Below are 21,559 nucleotides of genomic sequence, written 5' to 3'. Positions count from 1 at the left end.
GGACTCACGATGAAAGAAGTCATGATTGTCGGGGCAACCCGAACCCCCATTGGCAGTTTTCGCGGCTCGCTATCGTCCCTTTCGGCGGTTGAGCTGGGGGCCGTAGCGGTGCGGCACCTGCTGGAGAACAGCGGTCTTCGCGAAGAACAGGTAGATGAACTGATTTTCGGGCAGGTGCTGACGGCGGGATGCGGGCAAAACCCGGCGCGTCAGACGGCCATCACCGCCGGATTACCCGTCAGCACGCCGGCGACAACGGTCAACCTGGTGTGCGGCGCGGGCCTAAAAGCGGTGCAGCTCGCCGCGCAGGCGATCCGCTGCGGCGACGCGGTCGTGGCCATCGCTGGCGGTCAGGAGAGCATGAGCAACGCCCCCTATCTGCTGGACGGCGCGCGTTCAGGGCTGCGTTTTGGCCATACGGGCCTGCAGGACAGCATGATTACCGACGGGCTGTGGGACGCGTTCAACGATTATCACATGGGGATCACCGCTGAAAACGTCGCCCGTGAGAATGCCATTTCCCGCGAGCAGCAGGACGCCTTTGCCGCCCGGTCGCAGCACAAAGCGGCCTCCGCCATCGAAGCGGGTCGCTTTGACGACGAGATAGCGCCGGTGACGGTAAAACAGGGCAAAAAACCGCCGCTTATCGTCAGCCGTGACGAACAGCCCCGGCCAGGCACTACCGCTGAGCAGCTGGCGCAACTGCGCCCCGCCTTTCTGCAGGTGGAAGGCACGGTCACTGCCGGAAATGCGTCAACGCTCAACGACGGTGCCGCCGCGGTGCTGCTGATGAGCGGCGAAAAGGCGCGGGAAAGTGGTTTGCCGATCCTCGGTCGCATCGTGAGCTACGCCGTGACGGGCGTTGACCCGTCGGTGATGGGCATCGGACCGGTCAGCGCCTGTCGGACGGCGCTGGCGCGGGCGGGCTGGACGCTCGATGACGTGGACCTCATTGAAGCCAATGAAGCCTTTGCCGCCCAGGCGCTGGCGGTGGGCAAGCAGCTCGGCTGGGATGAGCGCAGGGTGAACGTTAACGGCGGCGCTATTGCCCTGGGTCATCCGATTGGCGCCTCCGGCTGCCGCATCCTCGTGACGCTGCTGTACGAAATGCAGCGCCGTGACGTCAAAAAAGGGCTCGTCACCCTGTGCGTGGGCGGCGGGCAAGGCATTGCTCTGACTGTCGAGCGTTAAGCATCTCGTTGATACCCGAAAAATAATTCAAGTGAGGAGTCGTAATGAGTGTGTTAATTGCCCTGGCGGCGCTGGCGCTGCTGATGCTGGCGGCCTATCGCGGATACAGCGTTATTTTGTTTGCGCCGATTGCGGCGCTCGGCGCCGTGCTGCTGACCGATCCGGGTGCCGTCGGCCCGACGTTTACCGGTCTGTTTATGGAAAAGATGGTGGGCTTCGTCAAGCTCTACTTCCCGGTGTTCCTGCTGGGGGCCGTTTTCGGCAAGCTGATTGAGCTTTCCGGTTTCTCACGCTCGATCGTCGCCGCCGCGATTCAGATCCTCGGTCGTCGCCACGCTATTCCGGTGATCGTCCTGGTATGCGCGCTGTTAACCTACGGCGGCGTGTCGCTGTTCGTGGTGGCGTTTGCGGTTTACCCTTTCGCCGCGGAACTGTTCCGCCAGAGCGGCATCCCTAAGCGGCTGATCCCGGCCACCGTGGCGCTGGGGGCGTTTTCGTTTACCATGGACGCCCTGCCCGGCACGCCGCAGATCCAGAATATCATCCCCACCAGCTTCTTTGGCACGAACGCCTGGGCCGCGCCGTGGCTGGGGCTTATTGGCTCTCTGTTTATTATCGTCTTTGGCCTGCTCTGGCTGGAGCGCCAGCGTCGTAAGGCGTTCAATAACAACGAAGGTTACGGCACGGATCTGAAAAATGAGCCCGAAACGCCGGATAACATTAACCTTCCGCACCCGCTGATTGCTATCTCCCCGCTGCTGGTGGTGGGCATACTTAACCTGCTGTTTACCCGCTGGATCCCCGGCTGGTACGGCACGACCCACGAGCTGACTCTGCCAGGACTGGCGAAACCCATTGTGACCGAGGTGGGAAAGATCACCGCCATCTGGGCCGTGGAAGCGGCGCTGATCTCCGGTATCGTGCTGGTGCTGATTTTTGGCTTTCGCAATATCCGGGGGCGTCTGGCTGAAGGCAGCCGGACCGCGGTGAGCGGCGCCATTCTGGCGGCGATGAATACCGCCTCGGAATACGGTTTCGGCGCTGTGATCGCCGCCCTACCCGGGTTCCTGGTGTTATCCAAAGCGCTGGCGGCCATCCCCAATCCGCTGCTGAATGAAGCCATCAGCGTGACGGTGCTTGCGGGGATCACCGGCTCTGCGTCCGGCGGGATGAGTATTGCCCTCGCCGCCATGTCCGACGCGTTTGTCGCCGCCGCTCACGCCGCCAATATCCCGCTTGAGGTGCTGCACCGCGTGGCCTCAATGGCGAGCGGCGGTATGGATACGCTGCCCCATAACGGCGCGGTGATTACCCTGCTGGCGATTACCGGCCTGAGCCATCGTCAGGCCTACGGCGGCATTTTCGCTATCACCATCATTAAAAGTCTGGCAGTGCTTTTTGTCATTGCCGTGTTCTATCTGACCGGCATTGTGTAAGGAGAGAAAGATGAATCTGAACGGTAAGACCGCGCTGGTGACGGGCTCAACCAGCGGCATTGGACTTGGGATCGCCCGCGTACTGGCGAAGGCCGGGGCGCAGCTGATCCTCAACGGTTTCGGCGACAGCGAATCAGCAAGAGAAGAGATTGCGCAACTGGGCAAAAAGCCGGGCTATCACGATGCGGACCTGCGTGACGTGCTGCAAATTGAAGCCATGATGCGCTACGCCGAATCGCAGTTTGGCGGCGTGGACATTCTTGTCAACAACGCCGGGATACAGCATGTCGCCCCGGTTGATGCGTTTCCGGTGGAGAAATGGAACGACATTATCGCCATTAATCTCTCCTCGGTATTTCACACCAGCCGGCTGGCGCTGCCCGCCATGCGCGAGAAAAACTGGGGGCGCATCATCAATATCGCCTCCGTTCACGGGCTGGTCGCGTCAAAAGAGAAGTCAGCCTACGTGGCCGCCAAGCATGGCGTAGTGGGCTTTACGAAATCGCTGGCGCTGGAAACCGCCCGCACCGGTATTACCGCCAACACCATCTGCCCCGGCTGGGTACTGACGCCGCTGGTGCAACAGCAAATCGACAAGCGCATCGCTGAAGGCGTCCCGCCGGAGCAGGCTCGCGATCGGCTTCTCGCGGAGAAACAGCCTTCGGGCGAGTTTGTTACCCCGGAGCAGCTGGGTGAACTGGCGCTGTTTTTGTGCAGCGAGGGCGCCGTGAACGTTCGCGGCGCCGCGTGGAATATGGATGGCGGCTGGGTTGCGCAGTAATTTTTGCCGGGTAAGGCGACGCCGCCACCCGGCAAAATTTCTAACTTGAGCAGCTGACCTCCAGCCGCTTGCCCCAGTCGGGCGGGCGGCTGACGTAGTCATCATCCCGGTAGGCAAACGGCGTGCGCAGAGCCAGGTTCAGGCGGTGTAGCTCGTCATACTCCCCCTGCTCTGCCTGCTCAATCGCCCGCTGCGCCAGCCAGTTGCGCAACACCATCGCTGGATTCTTCGCGTTCATTTGCGTCTGGCGAGTGGCGTCGTCCACCTGCTCCTGCTGCAGCCGCGCGCGGTAAGTGGCAAACCAGTCGTCAAACGCCTGTCTGTCAATAAACTCGTCGCGCAGCGGCGAGGCCGCACTATGCTGCTCCGTCTGGCTCAGCATCCGGAAGGTACGGGTATAATCGCTGCCCTCGCGCGCCATCAGGGCAAACAGGCCGTTGAGGATGTCGTTATCGCCCCTCTCCTGCGTCATCAGCCCCAGCTTGTTGCGCATCAGCATGCCATATTCTCGCAGCAATATGTCCTGATAGCTGTCGAGCGCATCGTTGAGGGCATCTACGTCGATGAACGGCGACAGGGTTTGCGCAAGCCGCTGCAGGTTCCACAGGCCAACCGCTGGCTGATTATCAAAGCTGTAACGTCCCTGATAGTCGGAGTGGTTGCAGATATAGCCAGGCTGATAATCGTCCAGGAAACCAAACGGACCGTAATCAAAGGTCAGCCCGAGGATCGACATGTTGTCCGTATTCATGACGCCATGCGCAAAGCCCACCGTTTGCCAGCGGGCAATCAGGCTTGCGGTACGGGCAACCACATCCCTGAACCAGAGAACGTATTTATCCGCCTCGTCCTGCAAATGCGCCCAGTGGTGACGAATGGCAAAGTCAGCCAGCTGGCGAACCTTGTCCGGCTCGCGGCGATAGTAAAAGTGCTCGAAATGACCAAAGCGCAAATGGCTTTGCGCAATACGCATCAGCATTGCCCCTTTTTCCACCGTTTCGCGCGCTACCGGCGTATCGCTGGTGACAATCGACAGCGCGCGCGTAGTGGGAATACCCAGGGCGTGCATCGCTTCGGACGCCAGGCACTCGCGAATCGTTGAACGCAGCACCGCGCGCCCGTCGCCCATTCTCGAGTAGGGAGTCAGACCCGCGCCTTTCAGGTGCCAGTCGACCGTCTCCCCGTTGGGAAGCTGTTGTTCGCCGAGCAGGATCCCCCTGCCGTCGCCAAGCTGTCCCGCCCAGACGCCAAACTGATGTCCGCTATAGACCTGAGCCAGAGGTTGCATACCGGCGAGAAGCGTTTCCCCGCCCCAGACGCCTGCGCCTTCTGAAGGCTGAAACAGCTCAGGCGGAATGGCCAGTTCTTCTGCCAGCAAATCGTTATGCCAGATAAGGCGTGAATTTTGTAAGGGTGTTGGTTTGAGTGCGGTGTAAAAGCCAAGCAACTCATCATGCCAGTGAGCAGTAAAAGACAGGGTCATAAGTCCTCCTGCTTTTAGTGTAGAGGGTTTACCCGGACTTAAACACGGGCGAAAGCAAGGGTTATCGCTGCTGAACCAGCGATGTAACGTGCTCCGCAGAGACGGCTGGCCAGAGTGCGCCCTGCATGGCGCCAAAATTGAAGGACAAAACGCGTTGCAACAGGCCGTGGTCGTCAATGCCCGAGACGATCACTGACTGGCAGTGCGGTGTGATTTGCCAGAGGATGGCGCGCATAAAAGGCTCAAAAGAGAGCTCCGGGGCACGCTGCTGAATGAAGCCTTTGTCGAGAATTACCCGTTTAAATAATCCATCATAGACCGCTTTGAGCGATGCGGCGCCTGCGCCAAAGTTTGCCAGGACCAACGGGAAATGGATTGCCATTCTCGCCAGCTGCAGATCGTCCTTTCCGTTATTTAAACCTGGATAATTCTCATTAACAGTAAACTCAAGAAACGGGTAACGCTCAAGGATTGAAACAGCGTTTCCATTACTTAATAAAAATTCAACTATTGCAGGTGTAATATTGATCCATGCAATTAACTGATGCTGAATAAAAAACAGTTTACAGGTATCAAGCAATTGCAATTTTTCGTTAAACAGCACTAACTCTTCAGCTGCTGAAAGCCGAGGGATAACAAGCTCAGTGGGGATCCGCACATCGCTGCCGACGCCAGTAAAGTTAACCAGAACCTCTAAACCTTTAAGCTCCCCTGCGCTATTACGGGCAGGCAGAAGCAGCAGTTCAGACTGGTAAGCATTATCTAGCGTAATAATCATTGCACTCGCTCCACATTAAAGATGAGAGAGGACATCCTGGAGCAATTGCCGACACAATTCCACTGTCTTGATTTTAATAAGATTAATTTCATTAGTTCCGTATTTATTTTCAGATTTATCCCTGAATCTAAATTAATTTTATCCTGGTTGTCGAATAATAGCCAGTTTTAGATAAAACAGACACATGCAGGATTCGCTAATTTTAGATAAATTTAACTTTAAGCATCTTATTTGAGAAAAAACGGCATGATTTATTAGATACCATGCCGTCATAAGAGAAGTGTCTGACAATGACTATATACGTCGAGCCTGCCAGAAATTTTTACGCCAGTAAACATTATCAAGAGAAGAGCGCATCACGCCGCGGCTTGTCGAGGCGTGAATGAACTGATTGTCTGTATCATATATCCCCACATGAAGACCGCTTTCACCCGATCCGGTTTTGAAGAAAACCAGGTCTCCGGGCAGAAGATCGTCTTTATCAATTTCAGTGCCTATTTCTGCCTGTTTACGCGTTTCGCGCGGAAGCTGTAAATCAAACTTATCGCGGAACGTCATCAGAACGAAACCGGAGCAATCCACGCCGCCGCGGCTCATTCCGCCGTAACGATAAGGCGTACCGCGCCAGTTGCTCAGCTGATCGTTAAGGCTGGCAATTACGGTGATCGAATCTGAAAGCCGTGGGTTAGGCGGCGGCGCACGATGGCTACTGCATCCCGCAAGAAAAAGTGTGGCCATCAGGAGAAACCAGAATCGCATTTTCAGACGAATCCTCTGCTTTTTTTGTTCTTTTCGTAATTTAGCGTGCAATTGTGCTAAGAGGCAAGAAACGGTTACGTCTGCCCGGTAGAAATCAGCATCTTATGTCCCTCTATATCAAGCCTGCGGAACGACATGTTGTACGCGCGGGCAAGATGGGGCGGCGTAAGAACCCGATCCCGCGCGCCGCTGGCGATCATCTTTCCCTGCGACAGCAGCCACACCCGGTGGGCATGACGCAGGGTGTGGTTGAGGTCATGACTGCTCATCACCACGGCGATACCTTTTCGGCTCAGGGTGCTTAACAGCGTATCCAGTGCCGCCTGCTGCGCCACGTCCAGACCGCTCATAGGTTCATCGAGAAGCAGCATTCGCCCGTGAGGATTACCTGCCGGGTGGATCTGAAGAATGACGGCCGCCAGACGCACCCGCTGCCACTCTCCGCCGGAAAGCTGGCTGGCATGCCGGGACAGTTTATCTTCCAGCCCCAGGGCCGCGGCAACATCCGTCAGCAGTGCCGTTTGTTGTTTGTCGTGCAAATGCAGCATCAGATAGTGCCAGACCGGCATCGCAAAAGGCGGCACCTGCTGCTGCACAAGGTAACTGCGCCGGTGCGCCAGCGAGACCGGTGACCAGTCGGCGAGCGTATGCTCCAGCAGCGTTATCTGCCCTTCTCCGTCGGTCATGCCTGCCATCCGTGCCAGCAGCGTGCTCTTCCCTGCACCGTTTGGCCCGACAAGATGCAGGATTTCTCCCGCATTGATGGTACCGGTTATCGGCTCCAGACGTCCCCTCTCGGCGACGTCCGTGAGCTGCATCAGCAACGACATTATTTCGCCAGCGCCAGCTTGATCGATTTCATGACGATCGGATCCTCAGGGGTCATATCCGGCGAAAAACGCTGAACGACCTGGCCGTCGCGGCCAATCAGGAATTTTTCAAAATTCCACAGGATATCGTCCGGGTAAAGCGGCGCGCGGCCTTTGCTGGCCATGCGTTCATAAAAACCGCTTCCTTCAGGCGCAACGGCCTTCGGCGCGGCAGCGATCAGCTTCGCATACAGAGGATGGCGGTCTTCGCCGTTGACATCGATTTTGCTGAACATCGGGAACGTCACGCCATAGGTGGTGCTGCAGAAGGTTTTAATCTCCTCTTCGCTGCCCGGCTCCTGGCCCAGGAACTGGTTGCACGGGAAGCCCAGCACGGTGAAACCGTCTTTCTCCCAGGCCTTCTGAATGTTTTCCAGCTGCTCGTACTGCGGCGTCAGGCCACATTTCGATGCTACGTTGACGATAAGCAGCACGTTGCCTTTGTAGCCTTCCAGCGTGGTGTTATCGCCGTCAATGGTGGTCACTTCAGTATTCAGGATATCTGACTGCATAGCATTCCCTCAGGTTGTCTTACGGCTTATTGATTTAACGTCCAGCTTTTAATAGTAGCCAGATAAATACCGGCGCGCCCAGCGTGGCGGTCACCACGCCAATCGGCAGCTCTGCGGCCGTCAGGGCAAGCCGGGCGATGATATCAGCCACCAGCAGCGTGACGGCCCCGGCAACCGCCGAGGCCGGAAGCAGGGTCCGATGGTCCGTGAGGCCACACAGGCGCAGCATGTGCGGAATAACCAGCCCGATGAATCCGATCGCGCCCGCCAGAGCCACGCTGACGCCGACCAGCCAGCCAATGGCTATTACCAGCACATTACGCCAGAACCCAATCGGCATGCCGAGCTGGCGTGCAGAGGTTTCACCCAGCGCGAGCATATTAAGCGGCTGCGCCTGCAGGGCAGCCCAGACGATGACCGGCACCAGCAGCGCCATCAGCCAGCCCTGGTGCCAGTCAACGCCTCCAAAGCCGCCCATCATCCAGTACATCAGCTGACGCAAGTCAAAGGATGTTGAGAAGTAGACCGCCCAGGTCATCAGCGCGCTACAGATGATCCCCAGCGCCACGCCGGCAAGCAGCAGGCGGCTGGTCGATAAGTGCCGTCTGGCGAAACGAAGAAGGATCGCGGTGATTAGCAGCGCGCCGAGGATAGCGCTCAGGCTAATACTCCATCCGGAGAGTTCTCCTCCGCCGAGCATTACCGCCGCAATCAGGCCTACGCCTGCGCCGTTTGACACGCCGAGCAGCCCGGGCTCCGCCAGAGGGTTATCAAACAACGCCTGCATTATGGTACCGCACAGCGCCAGCGCGGCGCCGACCAGAACCACCGCGACGGTGCGCGGCAGGCGAATTTGCCAGACGAAGAGCTGCCCGTCCGGCCCCAACCAGCTTTCAGGCCCGATCCATCTGTCGCCCGCGCAGAGGCTTACGCCTGCGGCGACAATGAGCAACAGCACCAGCAAAAACAGGCGACGCTTATCGGAACGGTGCTGGCGATGAGCATAATCAAGCATGTGTACGGTTTTAGTAGCGTGAGATGTAATTGATTTTACGGCGGGTTTGCCGGAGAGCGCAAAGAAAAAAGGCCGCGTGGGCGGCCTTTTTAGTTAGTTCATATTACTCTGCTTTGGGCGTTGCGTTTTCGACACGGCTTTTCAACTTCTGGCCGGGTCTGAAGGTCACCACGCGGCGGGCTGTAATGGGAATATCTTCCCCCGTCTTCGGGTTGCGGCCCGGACGTTGGTTTTTGTCTCGCAAATCAAAATTGCCAAAACCGGAGAGTTTTACCTGCTCACCATTTTCCAGAGCACGACGGATCTCTTCGAAAAACAGCTCTACCAGCTCTTTGGCATCCCGTTTGCTAAGCCCAAGCTTATCAAACAGATATTCTGACATTTCAGCTTTTGTAAGCGCCATAGGTTCAATCCCTCAATGATGCCTGGAATCGCTCTTTTAATGCCTCTACACATTTGGCGACGGTAGCGGCAATCTCCTCTTCTTCGAGTGTACGGCTGGTATCCTGAAGGATAAGGCTAATAGCGAGGCTCTTGAAACCTTCTGCTACGCCCTTGCCGCGGTACACGTCAAATAAGTTTACGCCAACTACCTGATTTACGCCAACTTTCTTACATTCGGCCAAAATATCTGCTGCGGGCACATTTTCCGCGACCACAACCGCGATATCACGGCGGTTTGCCGGGAAGCGGGAGACGTCCTGAGCCTGAGGAATAACGCGGTCAGCCACCGTGTTCCATTCCAGCTCGAACACGATGGTACGGCCGTTCAGGTCCAGCTTGCGCTCCAGCTCAGGGTGAACAACCCCAATAAAACCAACGCGTTTGCCGTCTAAATAGATGGCTGCGCTCTGGCCCGGATGCAGAGCCGGGATGGCTTCTGCGCGGAATTCAATTTCAGATAATTTACCGGTCAGATCCAGAATCGCTTCCAGATCGCCCTTCATATCGTAGAAATCAACCGTGCCTTTTGCCAGGTCCCAGTGCTCTTCATAGCGGTTGCCGCTGATGGCGCCAGCCAGCATGAGATCCTGACGGATGCCTAAATTTGCCTGATTATCCGGTACAAAGCGCAAACCGCTTTCGAAAATTCGCACGCGGTTTTGCTGGCGATTCTGGTTATAAACGACAGTACCCAGCAGGCCCGTCCACAGAGACAGACGCATCGCGGACATTTCGCTGGAGATTGGGCTTGGCAGGATCAGCGCCTCCTGACCCGGATGGATCAGTTGCTGCAGCTTTGGATCAACGAAGCTGTAGGTGATCACTTCCTGGTAGCCTTTGTCGTTCAGCATGGTTTTCACACGCTTCAGGGACAGGTCGGCTTCACGGTGGGTACCCATCACCAGACCCGCCTGGACAGGCTCGTCAGGAATGTTGTTGTAGCCGTAAACGCGGGCCACTTCTTCCACCAGATCTTCTTCAATTTCCATGTCGAAACGCCATGATGGCGCAACGGCTTTCCACTCGTCCTGCCCTTCGGTTACTTCACAGCCCAGACGTTTCAGGATGTCGGTTACCTGCGCATCGGCAACGTGATGGCCAATCAGGCGATCCAGCTTGCTGCGGCGCAGGGTGATGGTCGCACGCTTCGGCAGCGTTGCTTCGTTGGTGACGTCAATAACCGGGCCCGCTTCGCCGCCGCAGATGTCGATCAGCAGGCGGGTCGCACGTTCCATCGCTTTATACTGCAGAGCAGGGTCAACGCCGCGCTCGTAGCGGTGAGAGGCATCGGTATGCAGGCCGTGACGGCGTGCGCGACCGGTGATGGAGAGCGGGCTGAAGAACGCGCATTCCAGCAGAACGTTTTGCGTCTCGTCGTTGACGCCTGAGTGCTCGCCACCGAAGATACCGCCCATTGCCAGCGCTTTGCTGTGGTCAGCAATCACCAGGGTGTCGGCGTTCAGTTTCGCTTCGCTGCCGTCCAGCAGAACCAGGGTTTCGCCCTCTTTCGCCATGCGCACAACGATGCCGCCGTCGATACGGTCTTTATCGAACGCGTGCATTGGCTGGCCCAGCTCCAGCAGAACGTAGTTGGTCACGTCGACCACTGCATCGATAGAGCGAATACCGCAGCGGCGCAGCTTCTCTTTCATCCACAGCGGAGTTGGCGCTTTCACGTTGATGCCTTTCACCACGCGACCGAGGTAGCGCGGGCAAGCATCCGCAGCGTCAACCTGAATAGGCAGCACGTCACTGATGGTCGCTTCAACCGGCGCGATTTCCGGCGCATTCAGTTCAGTCTGGTTCAGCACGGCCACGTCGCGCGCCACGCCGATGATGCCTAAGCAGTCGGCACGGTTTGGCGTGACGCTGATTTCAATGGTGTTGTCGTCAAGCTTCAGGTATTCACGGATATTGGTGCCGATTGGCGCATCGAGCGGCAGCTCAATGATGCCGTTGTGATCGTCGGAAATACCCAGTTCGGAGAAGGAGCACAGCATGCCTTCAGACGGCTCGCCGCGCAGCTTAGCCGCTTTAATTTTGAAATCACCTGGCAGCACCGCACCGACGGTCGCCACGGCCACCTTCAGGCCCTGACGACAGTTTGGCGCACCGCAGACGATATCCAGCAGACGGTCACCGCCCACGTTTACTTTTGTTACGCGCAGTTTGTCAGCGTTAGGGTGCTGACCGCACTCGACTACTTCGCCGACGACCACGCCGTTGAAGGCTCCGGAAACCGGCTCAACACCGTCCACTTCCAGACCCGCCATGGTGATCTGGTTAGAAAGCGCGTCGCTGTCCAGCGTGGTGTTCACCCACTCGCGTAACCACAGTTCACTGAATTTCATTGTTCTGTCCTGCCCTTATTTAAACTGTTTGAGGAAACGCAGATCGTTTTCGAAGAATGCACGTAAGTCGGTCACGCCGTAACGCAGCATGGTCAGACGCTCCATGCCCATGCCGAAGGCAAAGCCGGAGTAAACTTCCGGATCGATACCCACGTTGCGCAGTACGTTTGGATGCACCATGCCGCAGCCCAGCACTTCCAGCCATTTGCCGTTTTTACCCATCACGTCAACTTCCGCAGACGGTTCGGTGAACGGGAAGTAGGACGGGCGGAAACGAACCTGCAGATCTTCCTCAAAGAAGTTGTTCAGGAAATCGTGCAGCGTGCCCTTCAGGTTGGTGAAGCTGATGTTTTTATCAACAATCAGACCTTCCATCTGGTGGAACATTGGGGTGTGGGTCTGATCGTAGTCGTTACGATAGACGCGGCCCGGCGCGATAATACGAATTGGCGGCGCCTGATCCTTCATGGTACGGATCTGAACGCCGGAGGTCTGAGTACGCAGCAGACGCGTAGCGTCGAACCAGAAAGTGTCGTGGTCAGCGCGTGCCGGATGATGGCCAGGAATGTTCAGGGCGTCGAAGTTATGGTAATCATCTTCGATTTCCGGGCCAGTCGCCACGGTAAAGCCGAGCTCACCGAAGAAACTTTCAATGCGATCGATGGTGCGGGTAACCGGATGCAGACCACCGTTTTCGATACGGCGACCCGGCAGAGAAACGTCGATCGTCTCTGCGGCCAGACGCGCATTCAGCACCGCGCTTTCCAGCTCGGCTTTGCGCGCGTTCAGCGCCTGCTGTACCTGCTCTTTAGCTTCGTTAATCACCGCACCCGCTGCCGGGCGTTCTTCTGCCGGCAGCTCACGCAGGGTTGTCATCTGAAGGGTCAGGTGCCCTTTCTTCCCAAGATATTCGACGCGGACATTGTCTAACGCGGCAACATCTGAGGCCTGATTAATGGCGGCTGTTGCACTGGCAACCAGCTCTGCGAGATGTGACATGATTTTCCTCATTATGTCGGTGCAGACACCGATTTGGTGGAGTTATTCTCTCAAATTCAGGCACAAAAAAAGCCTCCATCGGGAGGCTTATCTGGCGCTGTTTTTCGTTTCATCTTTCACGCGCTAGCCTCCTGAAATCAGGTGCTAAAGTAAAAGAAGAAGCGGAAAATAGCAGCATTCATGCTTGCGTTACCTTGTCTGGTAAAACCGTTAAGACCTTATTGAAAAGCCTGGACGGATAAATGTCAATCTTCTGATGGTGTTAAATGAAAAGAGGGAGCAAAGCCCCCTCTTTCAACTGGCTTATGCCAGTGCTGCTTTCGCTTTTTCGACCAGAGCGGTGAACGCTACTTTGTCGAATACTGCGATGTCAGCCAGGATCTTACGGTCGATTTCAACAGAGGCTTTTTTCAGGCCGTTGATGAATTTGCTGTAAGAAATACCGTTCTGACGTGCTGCTGCGTTGATACGCGCAATCCACAGTTGACGGAACTGACGCTTACGCTGACGACGGTCACGGTAAGCGTACTGACCTGCTTTGATAACAGCCTGGAAGGCAACGCGGTAAACGCGTGAACGCGCACCGTAGTAGCCTTTAGCTTGTTTCAAAATTTTCTTGTGACGTGCACGTGCAATTACACCACGTTTTACGCGAGCCATATGTGCTCTCCTGTATCTATATTCTTAGTAAAAAAATTAAACGTTAACGGCTTATGCGTAAGGCAGGCACGCGATAACCAGACCCAGATCGCCTTTAGAAACGAGGCCTTTTGGACGCAGGTGACGTTTACGCTTAGTAGATTTTTTGGTCAGAATATGACGCAGGTTTGCGTGCTTACGCTTAAATCCACCACCACCGGTTTTTTTGAAGCGCTTAGCAGCACCGCGTACGGTCTTAATTTTTGGCATCTTAATAACTTCCACTTCGCATTGTTAAATAAACGAAACATAGGCGAACAAAACCTATGAAACCCGAAGGCTCCACAGATTTTGCTGCTTGAAGGCCTTACTGTTTCTTCTTAGGAGCGAGCACCATGATCATCTGGCGGCCTTCGATCTTCGTAGGGAAGGATTCGACTACTGCCAGTTCACTCAGATCGTCACGGACGCGGTTAAGCACTTCCATACCAATCTGTTGGTGGGCCATCTCACGACCGCGGAAACGCAGTGTGATCTTGGCCTTATCGCCATCTTCCAGAAAGCGAATCAGGCTGCGGAGTTTTACCTGATAATCGCCATCGTCGGTACCAGGACGGAATTTGATTTCCTTAACCTGGATAACTTTTTGCTTCTTCTTCTGTTCCTTAGAAGACTTACTCTTTTCATAAAGGAACTTGCCGTAGTCCATGATACGACAAACTGGCGGTTCGGCGTTAGGGCTGATTTCAACTAAATCTACTCCAGCTTCTTCAGCTTTTTCGATCGCTTCTCTCAGACTCACAATCCCCAGTGGTTCACCTTCAAGATCTGTTAAGCGAACTTCCTGGGCGCGAATCTCGCCATTGATACGATTCGGACGTGCCGTTTGAACTCGTTTTCCGCCTTTAATACCTTATTCCTCCAGTTGTTGAAGACTGCGGCTGCGAATCTCTTGTTGCAGCTTCTCAATCACTTCACTTACGTCCAGGCTGCCCAGGTCTTTACCACGGCGGGTGCGAACGGCAACTTTGCCTGCTTCCACCTCTTTATCACCACAGACCAACATATACGGGACACGACGTAAAGTGTGCTCGCGGATTTTAAAGCCAATCTTCTCATTTCTCAAGTCTGCTTTTACGCGAATGCCCGCATTTTGTAGTTTCTGCGTCAATTCTTTAACGTAATCCGCCTGAGAATCGGTAATGTTCATCACCACGACCTGCACTGGCGCAAGCCAGGTTGGGAAGAAGCCAGCGAACTCTTCGGTCAGGATGCCGATGAAGCGCTCCAGAGAACCGAGAATTGCACGGTGAATCATTACCGGTACCTGACGCTCGTTGTCTTCGCCAACATAAGAGGCGCTTAAACGCTGCGGCAGGGAGAAGTCCAGCTGTACAGTACCGCACTGCCATGCGCGATCGAGGCAGTCATACAGGGTAAATTCAATTTTCGGACCGTAGAATGCGCCCTCGCCCAGCTGGTATTCGAACGGAATGCCGTTCTCTTCCAGCGCCACGGCGAGATCCGCTTCTGCGCGATCCCAGGTCTCATCGCTACCGATACGTTTTTCCGGACGCGTTGAGAGTTTGACGACGATCTTCTCGAAGCCAAAGGTGCTGTACATATCGTAGACCATACGAATACAGGCGTTAACTTCGTCACGGACCTGATCTTCAGTACAGAAGATATGCGCATCATCCTGAGTAAAGCCACGAACGCGCATCAGACCGTGCAGCGCACCTGATGGTTCGTTACGGTGGCAGCTACCGAACTCCGCCATACGCAGCGGCAGGTCGCGGTAGGATTTCAGACCCTGGTTGAAGATCTGAACGTGGCCCGGACAGTTCATTGGCTTGATGCAGTATTCACGGTTCTCAGACGAGGTGGTGAACATCGCATCTTTGTAGTTGTCCCAGTGGCCGGTTTTTTCCCACAGCACACGGTCCATCATGAACGGGCCTTTCACTTCCTGATACTGGTACTCTTTCAGCTTGGAGCGTACGAAAGTTTCCAGTTCACGGAAGATAGTCCAGCCGTCGTTATGCCAGAACACCATACCCGGCGCTTCTTCCTGCATGTGGTACAGGTCAAGCTGCTTACCGATTTTACGGTGGTCACGCTTCGCCGCCTCTTCCAGGCGCAGCAGGTACGCGTTCAGGGCTTTTTTATCGGCCCACGCGGTACCATAAATACGCTGCAACATTTTGTTGTTGCTGTCGCCACGCCAGTAGGCGCCCGCGATCTTCATCAGCTTAAAGTGATGACAGAAGCGCATGTTCGGCACGTGCGGTCCACGGCACATGTCGACGTATTCTTCGTGATGGTACAAGCCAGGCTTGTCATCATGCGAAATGTTTTCGTCAAGAATAGAGACTTTATAGCTCTCGCCGCGCTTCACGAAGGTTTCACGCGCTTCGTGCCAGCTGACTTTCTTCTTGATGACGTCATAGTTCGTTTCGGCGAGCTCGTGCATGCGTTTTTCGAGCGCGTCGATATCTTCCTGAGTCAGGGTGTGGTCAAGGTCAACGTCATAGTAGAAACCGTTGTCGATAACCGGACCGATCGCCATTTTGGTGTTTGGCCACAGCTGTTTGATGGCATGGCCTAACAGGTGCGCGCAGGAGTGACGAATGATCTCCAGACCTTCTTCGTCTTTAGCAGTGATGATTGCAAGCGTCGCATCGTTTTCGATCAGATCGGAAGCATCCACCAGCTCACCGTTAACGCGGCCAGCGATAGTCGCTTTCGCGAGACCAGGACCGATGTCCAGGGCAACATCCATTGGGCTAACAGCACGGTCGAAATGGCGTTGACTGCCATCAGGAAGAGTAATTACAGGCATTTTATATCCTTATTTGCAGTGATGCCCCACACATAAGAGCATATACAAAGAAAATAATCGTGATTTGACAATAGATTACGACACCATCTGACCAACAATCGTCAAATTGGTTCGTCATCATTCACCTGCCGAATTCAGATTAATGCGGATTTACGGCAAGCGACGTAATGTTAACACTAACGGAAAGGAGATTGCACCCTCTGCGGCCAGATTGATGGCTGGCACTTTTGTACGAATTTGCAGGTTGCTTCTCCCCTGCGCTCGCATTTCGAAGATGCTGGGCTACTCTTGAACAGGTCTTTAAACCCAAAGGTGCATACCATGAACGTATCCAGCAGAACGGTTGTGATATTGAATGTCCTTTCCGCCACAGGTTTATTGTTGATTCTCGCCGAACGATTCCACTGGTTCTGAGCCGAACCCTGCGCTGGCATAACCCAATCGAACCTGAGAAGGGGCATATTTCGGCCCTGTTTGGTAGACTGTGGGTATCAACCAACAAGGATTAGGTTATGCCAACTAAACGATTTGCCGTAAAACACTGGAAAATGGTGCTGGTGCTGATTGCCATCTGCGGCGCAATGCTGCTACTCCGTTGGGCGGCAATGATTTGGGGCTAGTGGGGAAGACAAGTCATCAGAAGGGACGTCAAAAGACCGCAAACAATAAACGGGCCGACCTTATCATCGGCCCGCTTTTATTACATTCTATAACCCAGTGAAACCGTGGTTCTGCGGTCGGTATGATCCGGCGCAGATTCTGGTGGTGAAGAGTTCCAGGTCACGTTGTAGGCGACTTTCAGGCCAAAGTGTTCGTTGATAGCCACGTTCAGCGCCGTCTCAGAGTTCAGCGTCGTGTCGTCGGCACCAAATACAGAAACACCCTGGGTAAATTTGGTGTTGTCAGTCATCTGCCAGGCATAGGTACCGGAAGCGTAACCGAGCGGTTGGGTTTTGGTATCGCCATTGGTGTACTCGTCATAACGCACACCAGGACCGAATTCAAAACGGAGGCTGTGTACCGGACCGTTCAGGAACTGGCGACCATAACCGGCGGTGAACACATCGCGCTGGCGATAACCGTTGTAACGGTCAGTTAACCAGCTTGCCTGTCCAAACAGGTAGTCATAGTCGGTCATGTTGTAACGGCTACGTCCGCCTACCGCATATTTCTCGGAAGAACGTTCGTCATTAGCGGAAGTGTTGCTGGCATTACCCCACAGAGACCAGGCGGTGGTGTTGCCGTACCAGGTGAGCGTACTGTCCGCCGTCAGAGAAGAGCTTTTCGTGTTACCGGATTGTGCCAGGTACCCGGCGTTCAGGTTACCTTCAAACGGTTTTTTCGCGGTGGAAGGATCGTCCATGACAGTAAAAACGGTATCATCAGCGGTCGCGTTCATAGCCGCAAACACGCCACCCGCCAGCATCAGTGCAGCGGGCACTGTCTTTAAAAGCTTCATTTTATTAAGGAGTCCGTACAACAAAAAAAGAGACCACACGGTCCCGGAATCTTTCTTGAGGATCAATGACAAGGCGTCCAGAGAAAGGTAACAAATTATAAAAAGCCGCAAATAACATAGCAATGTTTTCTTATTTCATTTTTTGAATAAGAACGCTCTCAAAAAGCGTTTTATTTTATATATCCCCCGCCTCACTTTTTGTCAGTATTCATATTTAAAATCATACTGTTATTTACATTGCCTTCCTGACAAATGGTGCCAGGCTAATAAGAACCCATGCTAAAAGGAGGTAATGATGGTTTCTATTTATACTCTGACGCTCTCCCCTTCCCTGGATTCCGCCACCCTGACGCCGCAGATTTACCCGGAAGGTAAATTGCGCTGTAGCGCCCCGGTCTTTGAGCCCGGCGGCGGCGGGATCAACGTGGCGCGCGCCATTACACATCTCGGCGGCAAAGCCACGGCAATTTTCCCCGCAGGCGGTGCCACCGGTGAACACCTGGTCTCTCTACTGGCCGATGAACAGGTGGCTGTTGAAACCGTTGAGGCCAAAGACTGGACGCGGCAAAACCTGCATGTCCACGTGGGATCCAGCGGCGAGCAGTACCGTTTTGTCATGCCGGGCGCGAAACTCAGCGATGACGAGTTTCGTCAGCTTGAAGAGAAAGTGCTAACGATAGAAAGCGGCGCGCTGCTGGTGATAAGCGGCAGCCTGCCGCCCGGCGTAAGCACGGAAAAATTAACAGCGCTGATTCAGGCTGCGCAACAGCGCGGCATCCGCTGCATTGTCGACAGCAGCGGCGAGGCCCTGCAGGCGGCCCTGGTGCCGGGCAATCTGGAGCTGGTCAAACCCAACCAGAAAGAGTTAAGCGCGCTGGTCAACCGCGAACTGACGCAGCCTGATGATGTGCGCACCGCCGCGCAGGAGCTGGTGCGCAGCGGAAAAGCGCGGCGCGTAGTTGTCTCCCTTGGCCCTCAGGGGGCGCTGGCAGTCGATGAGTCTTCGTCCGTTCAGGTTGTCCCACCGCCGATGAAGAGTCAGAGCACGGTTGGCGCGGGCGATAGCATGGTGGGTGCGATGACGCTAAAACTGGCGCAGGGCGCGTCTCTGCTCGAGATGACACGCTACGGCGTGGCGGCGGGTAGCGCCGCCACCATCAACCAGGGCACGCGTCTCTGTTCGCTTGCCGATACGCAAAAAATCGTCGATTACCTGTCCCGAAATTAACGCCTTTTCCCCTTCGTCTTTACGGAGGGGAATGTCCTCTCTGGGTCGCCAAACGCAAACTATCGACTATGCTAAGAAAACTTCCATGATAACAATGAGGTGAATTATGAGCAGTGGTGACATCACACGCTACGTCGTGACCATCAACCTTCATGAAGCATCGCTGACCGAGCTGAATGAGCTCAACAATGCTTTCACCCGGGCTAATTTTCTCCTCACCCTGACGGATGACGAGGGCAATATTCATGATTTAGGCACCCTGACATTTGGTCTGATCGGCGCCCTGAGCCAGGAAGAGGTTCATGCGCTGGCCGCCAGTCTGGTGGAGAGCGTGACCGACAAGCCTGCCGAAATTGACGTGGATACCTGGGAAAGCTGGCGGAAAAAAGAACAATAAGTGCGCTGTATGAATTTAAACCGCTCAGGTGTGCGTTAGTTCGTATTTTTTTACCGCAGTTATGCGCTAACTTTATGATCTGGCAGACAACATGGGAGAGACAACATGTGGCAGGCTATCAGTCATCTTTTACGTGAGCAGCTGGGTGAAGGTGAAATTGAACTGCGTAACGAACTGCCAGGCGGTGAGATCCACGCCGCGTGGCATTTACGCTACGCAGGACGCGATCTTTTCGTTAAGTGCGATGAGCGAGAGCTGCTTCCAATATTTACCGCCGAAGCCGACCAGCTGGAGCTGTTGTCGCGCAGTAAAACGGTCACGGTCCCGCAGGTTCTGGCCGTGGGGAGCGACCGCGACTACAGCTTCCTGGTAATGGAATATCTCCCCGCCCGGCCGCTGGATGCCCATAATGCGTTCATTCTCGGCCAACAGCTAGCGCGCCTGCATCAATGGAGCGACCAGCCGCAGTTTGGTCTCGATTTTGACAACGACCTCTCCACCACGCCACAGCCCAATGCCTGGCAGCGGCGCTGGTCGACATTTTTTGCCGAGCAGCGCATTGGCTGGCAGCTTGAGCTGGCCGCCGAGAAAGGGCTGGAATTTGGCAATATTGATGCCATCGTCGAGCACGTTCAACAGCGTCTGGCATCCCACCAGCCTCAGGCGTCGCTGCTTCACGGCGATTTGTGGTCCGATAACTGCGCGCTGGGTCCCAACGGCCCGTACATCTTTGACCCGGCCTGCTACTGGGGTGACAGAGAGTGCGATCTTGCCATGCTGCCGCTTCATCCGGAACAGCCGCCGCAGATATACGACGGATACCAGTCTGTTTCCCCCCTGCCGCCCGGTTTCCTCGACCGCCAGCCGGTGTATCAGCTTTATACGCTGATGAACCGAGCCATTCTTTTTGGCGGAGAACACCTTGTTAACGCGCAGCGGGCACTCGAGCGTATGCTTGCCGCCTGAGAAGAAAAGGGTGGCCTTGCCGCCACCCCTATCGCTTACAGAAAACCGAGCAGTGTGAAGAAGAAGTATCCCGCCACAATGATAATCACGGGAAGAATATAGAGCGGGAAAATTTGCAGGAATATGGTGTGACGCGGCACAACAATGCGGGATTCAATCTGCTCCCGACTCATTCCTTCCGGGCCTTTGGCCTGCTCCAGAATCAACTGATCCTCAACGCCTTCGCGTAAAAAGCGCGTCTGGCGACTCATTCTCGCGCCAGAGGCCTGCAGTGCCAGCGCGACAAAGATCAGGGCATATATCACCCAAAAGCCGATATTCAGCTGTTGATGAAAATCCGGGGTGGGTGAGTTAAACCAGAAGACATTCAAAAATGGCGTATTAAAACGCATCATCTCAATCATGACATGAGCGAAATCAAGCATTACCGCATTGATACCCGGCTGTTTTTCGCTGTGATCGTACATAAATTTGAGTACAGAAATCAGCGTAGAAATGACGGCAGGAATAAAAATCACCCAGCCAGCAATACGTTTTAAGACCGCAATGCGTCCAGCTTGTTGATACGTCATCAGTTCCTCTTCATAAAGACGCGTTATTTGTGCCTAAGTCTACCTGCTGGTCATCAATTTCGCCCGCTCTTTAAAAGCAATATGCTAAATTGCAGATTGTGCTTAGCACGTATCGTCTGTCGAACACCCTGGATAAGGAGACGTTGTGATGTCGACACCGCGCCAAATTCTTGCCGCAATTTTTGACATGGATGGATTGCTGATCGATTCCGAACCGCTGTGGGATCGCGCCGAACTGGACGTTATGGCCAGCCTGGGCGTGGATATCAGCCGCCGTAATGAACTTCCCGATACGCTGGGCCTGCGCATCGATATGGTGGTTGACCTGTGGTTTGCCCAACAGCCGTGGGTAGGTCCCAATCGCGATGAGGTGACCGCACGCATTATCAGCCGCGCCATTTCGCTGGTGGAAGATAACAGGCCGCTGCTGCCCGGCGTACGTGAGGCCGTTGCGCTGTGTAAAGCCCAGGGACTGAAGGTTGGCCTGGCTTCCGCTTCACCGCTGCATATGCTGGAAAAAGTGCTCACGATGTTTGAACTGCGCGACAGTTTCGACGCGCTGGCGTCCGCTGAAAAATTGCCTTACAGCAAGCCGCACCCGCAGGTCTATCTGGACTGCGCCGCAAAGCTGGGCCTGGATCCCCTCAACTGCGTTGCGCTGGAAGATTCCGTTAACGGTATGGTGGCGTCGAAGGCTGCGCGGATGCGCTCCATTGTGGTGCCCGCTGAAGAAGGCCGTCACGATCCCCGGTTTGCTCTTGCCGATGTGAAGCTTAATTCACTGGCAGAACTCACGGCGCATCATCTGCACGGAGGTTAACGCCCTCCTCCGGTTTGT

General features: G+C 55.1%; 25 protein-coding genes and 1 other annotated feature. Of the genes, 9 read left to right on the top strand and 16 right to left on the bottom strand.

Translation table 11 applies throughout. The features are described from left to right. Positions 1-9: 9 nt before the first annotated feature. Genes BJ885_RS04950 through BJ885_RS04940 form a run of 3 tightly spaced genes read left to right on the top strand, consistent with a single transcriptional unit; the run spans position 10 to position 3,408 of the window. A complete protein-coding gene (locus tag BJ885_RS04950; RefSeq protein ID WP_121931310.1) occupies positions 10-1,191 on the top strand; it encodes an acetyl-CoA C-acetyltransferase in 1,182 nt (393 codons plus the stop codon). 44 nt (positions 1,192-1,235) lie between these two features. After that, a complete protein-coding gene (locus BJ885_RS04945) occupies positions 1,236-2,627 on the top strand; it encodes a GntP family permease (protein ID WP_121931309.1) in 1,392 nt (463 codons plus the stop codon). Positions 2,628-2,637: 10 nt separating this feature from the next. Beyond that, positions 2,638-3,408, top strand: a complete 771-nt coding sequence (locus BJ885_RS04940; protein ID WP_033145282.1) for a 3-hydroxybutyrate dehydrogenase — start codon at positions 2,638-2,640, stop codon at positions 3,406-3,408. 40 nt (positions 3,409-3,448) lie between these two features. Here BJ885_RS04940 and selO read toward each other — a convergent pair whose 3' ends face one another. The 14 genes from selO to thrS all read right to left on the bottom strand — a co-directional run bounded on the left by selO (position 3,449) and on the right by thrS (position 16,099). Beyond that, positions 3,449-4,891, bottom strand: a complete 1,443-nt coding sequence (gene selO, locus BJ885_RS04935) for a protein adenylyltransferase SelO (RefSeq protein ID WP_121931308.1) — start codon at positions 4,889-4,891, stop codon at positions 3,449-3,451. 61 nt (positions 4,892-4,952) lie between these two features. After that, complete coding sequence (locus BJ885_RS04930) at positions 4,953-5,669, bottom strand: EAL domain-containing protein (RefSeq protein WP_032657851.1); 717 nt, start codon at positions 5,667-5,669, stop codon at positions 4,953-4,955. A gap of 294 nt (positions 5,670-5,963) precedes the next feature. Beyond that, on the bottom strand, positions 5,964-6,428 hold the full coding sequence (locus BJ885_RS04925) for a C40 family peptidase (protein WP_023335377.1): 465 nt from the start codon (positions 6,426-6,428) through the stop codon (positions 5,964-5,966). Positions 6,429-6,502: 74 nt separating this feature from the next. Continuing rightward, a complete protein-coding gene (btuD, locus tag BJ885_RS04920) occupies positions 6,503-7,258 on the bottom strand; it encodes a vitamin B12 ABC transporter ATP-binding protein BtuD (RefSeq protein ID WP_121931307.1) in 756 nt (251 codons plus the stop codon). Then, positions 7,258-7,809 carry a glutathione peroxidase gene (locus tag BJ885_RS04915; protein WP_121931306.1) on the bottom strand — a complete coding sequence of 184 codons (552 nt, stop codon included), beginning with the start codon at positions 7,807-7,809 and terminating at the stop codon, positions 7,258-7,260. Before BJ885_RS04915 ends, btuD begins: the two co-directional genes overlap by 1 nt. 34 nt (positions 7,810-7,843) lie before the next feature. Beyond that, positions 7,844-8,824, bottom strand: coding sequence for a vitamin B12 ABC transporter permease BtuC (gene btuC / locus BJ885_RS04910; protein ID WP_121931305.1), 981 nt, complete (start codon positions 8,822-8,824; stop codon positions 7,844-7,846). A gap of 103 nt (positions 8,825-8,927) precedes the next feature. Beyond that, positions 8,928-9,227, bottom strand: a complete 300-nt coding sequence (gene ihfA, locus BJ885_RS04905) for an integration host factor subunit alpha (protein ID WP_003857805.1) — start codon at positions 9,225-9,227, stop codon at positions 8,928-8,930. A 4-nt stretch (positions 9,228-9,231) separates the two neighbouring features. Continuing rightward, positions 9,232-11,619, bottom strand: coding sequence for a phenylalanine--tRNA ligase subunit beta (pheT, locus tag BJ885_RS04900; RefSeq protein WP_121931304.1), 2,388 nt, complete (start codon positions 11,617-11,619; stop codon positions 9,232-9,234). 15 nt (positions 11,620-11,634) lie between these two features. Then, on the bottom strand, positions 11,635-12,618 hold the full coding sequence (pheS, locus tag BJ885_RS04895; RefSeq protein WP_029740434.1) for a phenylalanine--tRNA ligase subunit alpha: 984 nt from the start codon (positions 12,616-12,618) through the stop codon (positions 11,635-11,637). A gap of 62 nt (positions 12,619-12,680) precedes the next feature. After that, positions 12,681-12,805, bottom strand: a sequence feature (Phe leader region). After that, positions 12,756-12,800: a pheST operon leader peptide PheM gene (gene pheM, locus BJ885_RS04890; protein WP_001386830.1), complete on the bottom strand. Its 45-nt coding sequence runs from the start codon at positions 12,798-12,800 to the stop codon at positions 12,756-12,758. (Overlaps the previous feature by 45 nt.) Before the next feature lie 116 nt (positions 12,806-12,921). Beyond that, a complete protein-coding gene (rplT, locus tag BJ885_RS04885; protein ID WP_000124850.1) occupies positions 12,922-13,278 on the bottom strand; it encodes a 50S ribosomal protein L20 in 357 nt (118 codons plus the stop codon). Positions 13,279-13,329: 51 nt separating this feature from the next. Further along, a complete protein-coding gene (rpmI, locus tag BJ885_RS04880) occupies positions 13,330-13,527 on the bottom strand; it encodes a 50S ribosomal protein L35 (protein WP_003030583.1) in 198 nt (65 codons plus the stop codon). A gap of 97 nt (positions 13,528-13,624) precedes the next feature. Further along, positions 13,625-14,167 (bottom strand): translation initiation factor IF-3, encoded by a 543-nt coding sequence (infC, locus tag BJ885_RS04875; RefSeq protein WP_014069901.1) that lies wholly within the window; start codon positions 14,165-14,167, stop codon positions 13,625-13,627. A gap of 3 nt (positions 14,168-14,170) precedes the next feature. Next, positions 14,171-16,099, bottom strand: coding sequence for a threonine--tRNA ligase (thrS, locus tag BJ885_RS04870; protein WP_008500657.1), 1,929 nt, complete (start codon positions 16,097-16,099; stop codon positions 14,171-14,173). 321 nt (positions 16,100-16,420) lie between these two features. Between thrS and yncL the strand changes: the two genes are divergently transcribed. Both yncL and yniD read left to right on the top strand, forming a co-directional pair. Continuing rightward, positions 16,421-16,513 carry a stress response membrane protein YncL gene (gene yncL, locus BJ885_RS04865; RefSeq protein WP_071886547.1) on the top strand — a complete coding sequence of 31 codons (93 nt, stop codon included), beginning with the start codon at positions 16,421-16,423 and terminating at the stop codon, positions 16,511-16,513. A gap of 98 nt (positions 16,514-16,611) precedes the next feature. Continuing rightward, positions 16,612-16,719, top strand: a complete 108-nt coding sequence (gene yniD / locus BJ885_RS04860) for a small membrane protein YniD (RefSeq protein WP_008500658.1) — start codon at positions 16,612-16,614, stop codon at positions 16,717-16,719. Positions 16,720-16,799: 80 nt separating this feature from the next. On the opposite strand, the gene BJ885_RS04855 is transcribed toward yniD, so the two are convergent. Beyond that, positions 16,800-17,558: a YdiY family protein gene (locus BJ885_RS04855; protein WP_029740435.1), complete on the bottom strand. Its 759-nt coding sequence runs from the start codon at positions 17,556-17,558 to the stop codon at positions 16,800-16,802. Between the two features lie 295 nt (positions 17,559-17,853). On the opposite strand from BJ885_RS04855, the gene pfkB reads away from it, so the two are divergent. From pfkB to BJ885_RS04840, 3 genes are all read left to right on the top strand, one after another. Next, complete coding sequence (gene pfkB / locus BJ885_RS04850; protein ID WP_047648043.1) at positions 17,854-18,786, top strand: 6-phosphofructokinase II; 933 nt, start codon at positions 17,854-17,856, stop codon at positions 18,784-18,786. A gap of 106 nt (positions 18,787-18,892) precedes the next feature. Continuing rightward, positions 18,893-19,183 (top strand): type V toxin-antitoxin system endoribonuclease antitoxin GhoS, encoded by a 291-nt coding sequence (gene ghoS / locus BJ885_RS04845; protein WP_033145271.1) that lies wholly within the window; start codon positions 18,893-18,895, stop codon positions 19,181-19,183. A gap of 105 nt (positions 19,184-19,288) precedes the next feature. Then, positions 19,289-20,149, top strand: coding sequence for a fructosamine kinase family protein (locus BJ885_RS04840; protein ID WP_024909435.1), 861 nt, complete (start codon positions 19,289-19,291; stop codon positions 20,147-20,149). Positions 20,150-20,184: 35 nt separating this feature from the next. Here BJ885_RS04840 and BJ885_RS04835 read toward each other — a convergent pair whose 3' ends face one another. Next, positions 20,185-20,721 carry a YniB family protein gene (locus BJ885_RS04835; RefSeq protein WP_121931303.1) on the bottom strand — a complete coding sequence of 179 codons (537 nt, stop codon included), beginning with the start codon at positions 20,719-20,721 and terminating at the stop codon, positions 20,185-20,187. A 148-nt stretch (positions 20,722-20,869) separates the two neighbouring features. Here BJ885_RS04835 and hxpB point away from each other — a divergent pair, with 148 nt between their 5' ends. Next, on the top strand, positions 20,870-21,541 hold the full coding sequence (gene hxpB, locus BJ885_RS04830; protein WP_121931302.1) for a hexitol phosphatase HxpB: 672 nt from the start codon (positions 20,870-20,872) through the stop codon (positions 21,539-21,541). The last annotated feature ends 18 nt before the right edge of the window (positions 21,542-21,559 follow it).

It is taken from the genome of Enterobacter sp. WP_7_1 (genome assembly GCF_003688535.1).
GTDB lineage: Bacteria > Pseudomonadota > Gammaproteobacteria > Enterobacterales > Enterobacteriaceae > Enterobacter > Enterobacter asburiae.
The sequence above is the reverse complement of the archived record's forward strand: the minus strand, read 5'-3'. Positions and strand labels throughout refer to the sequence as shown.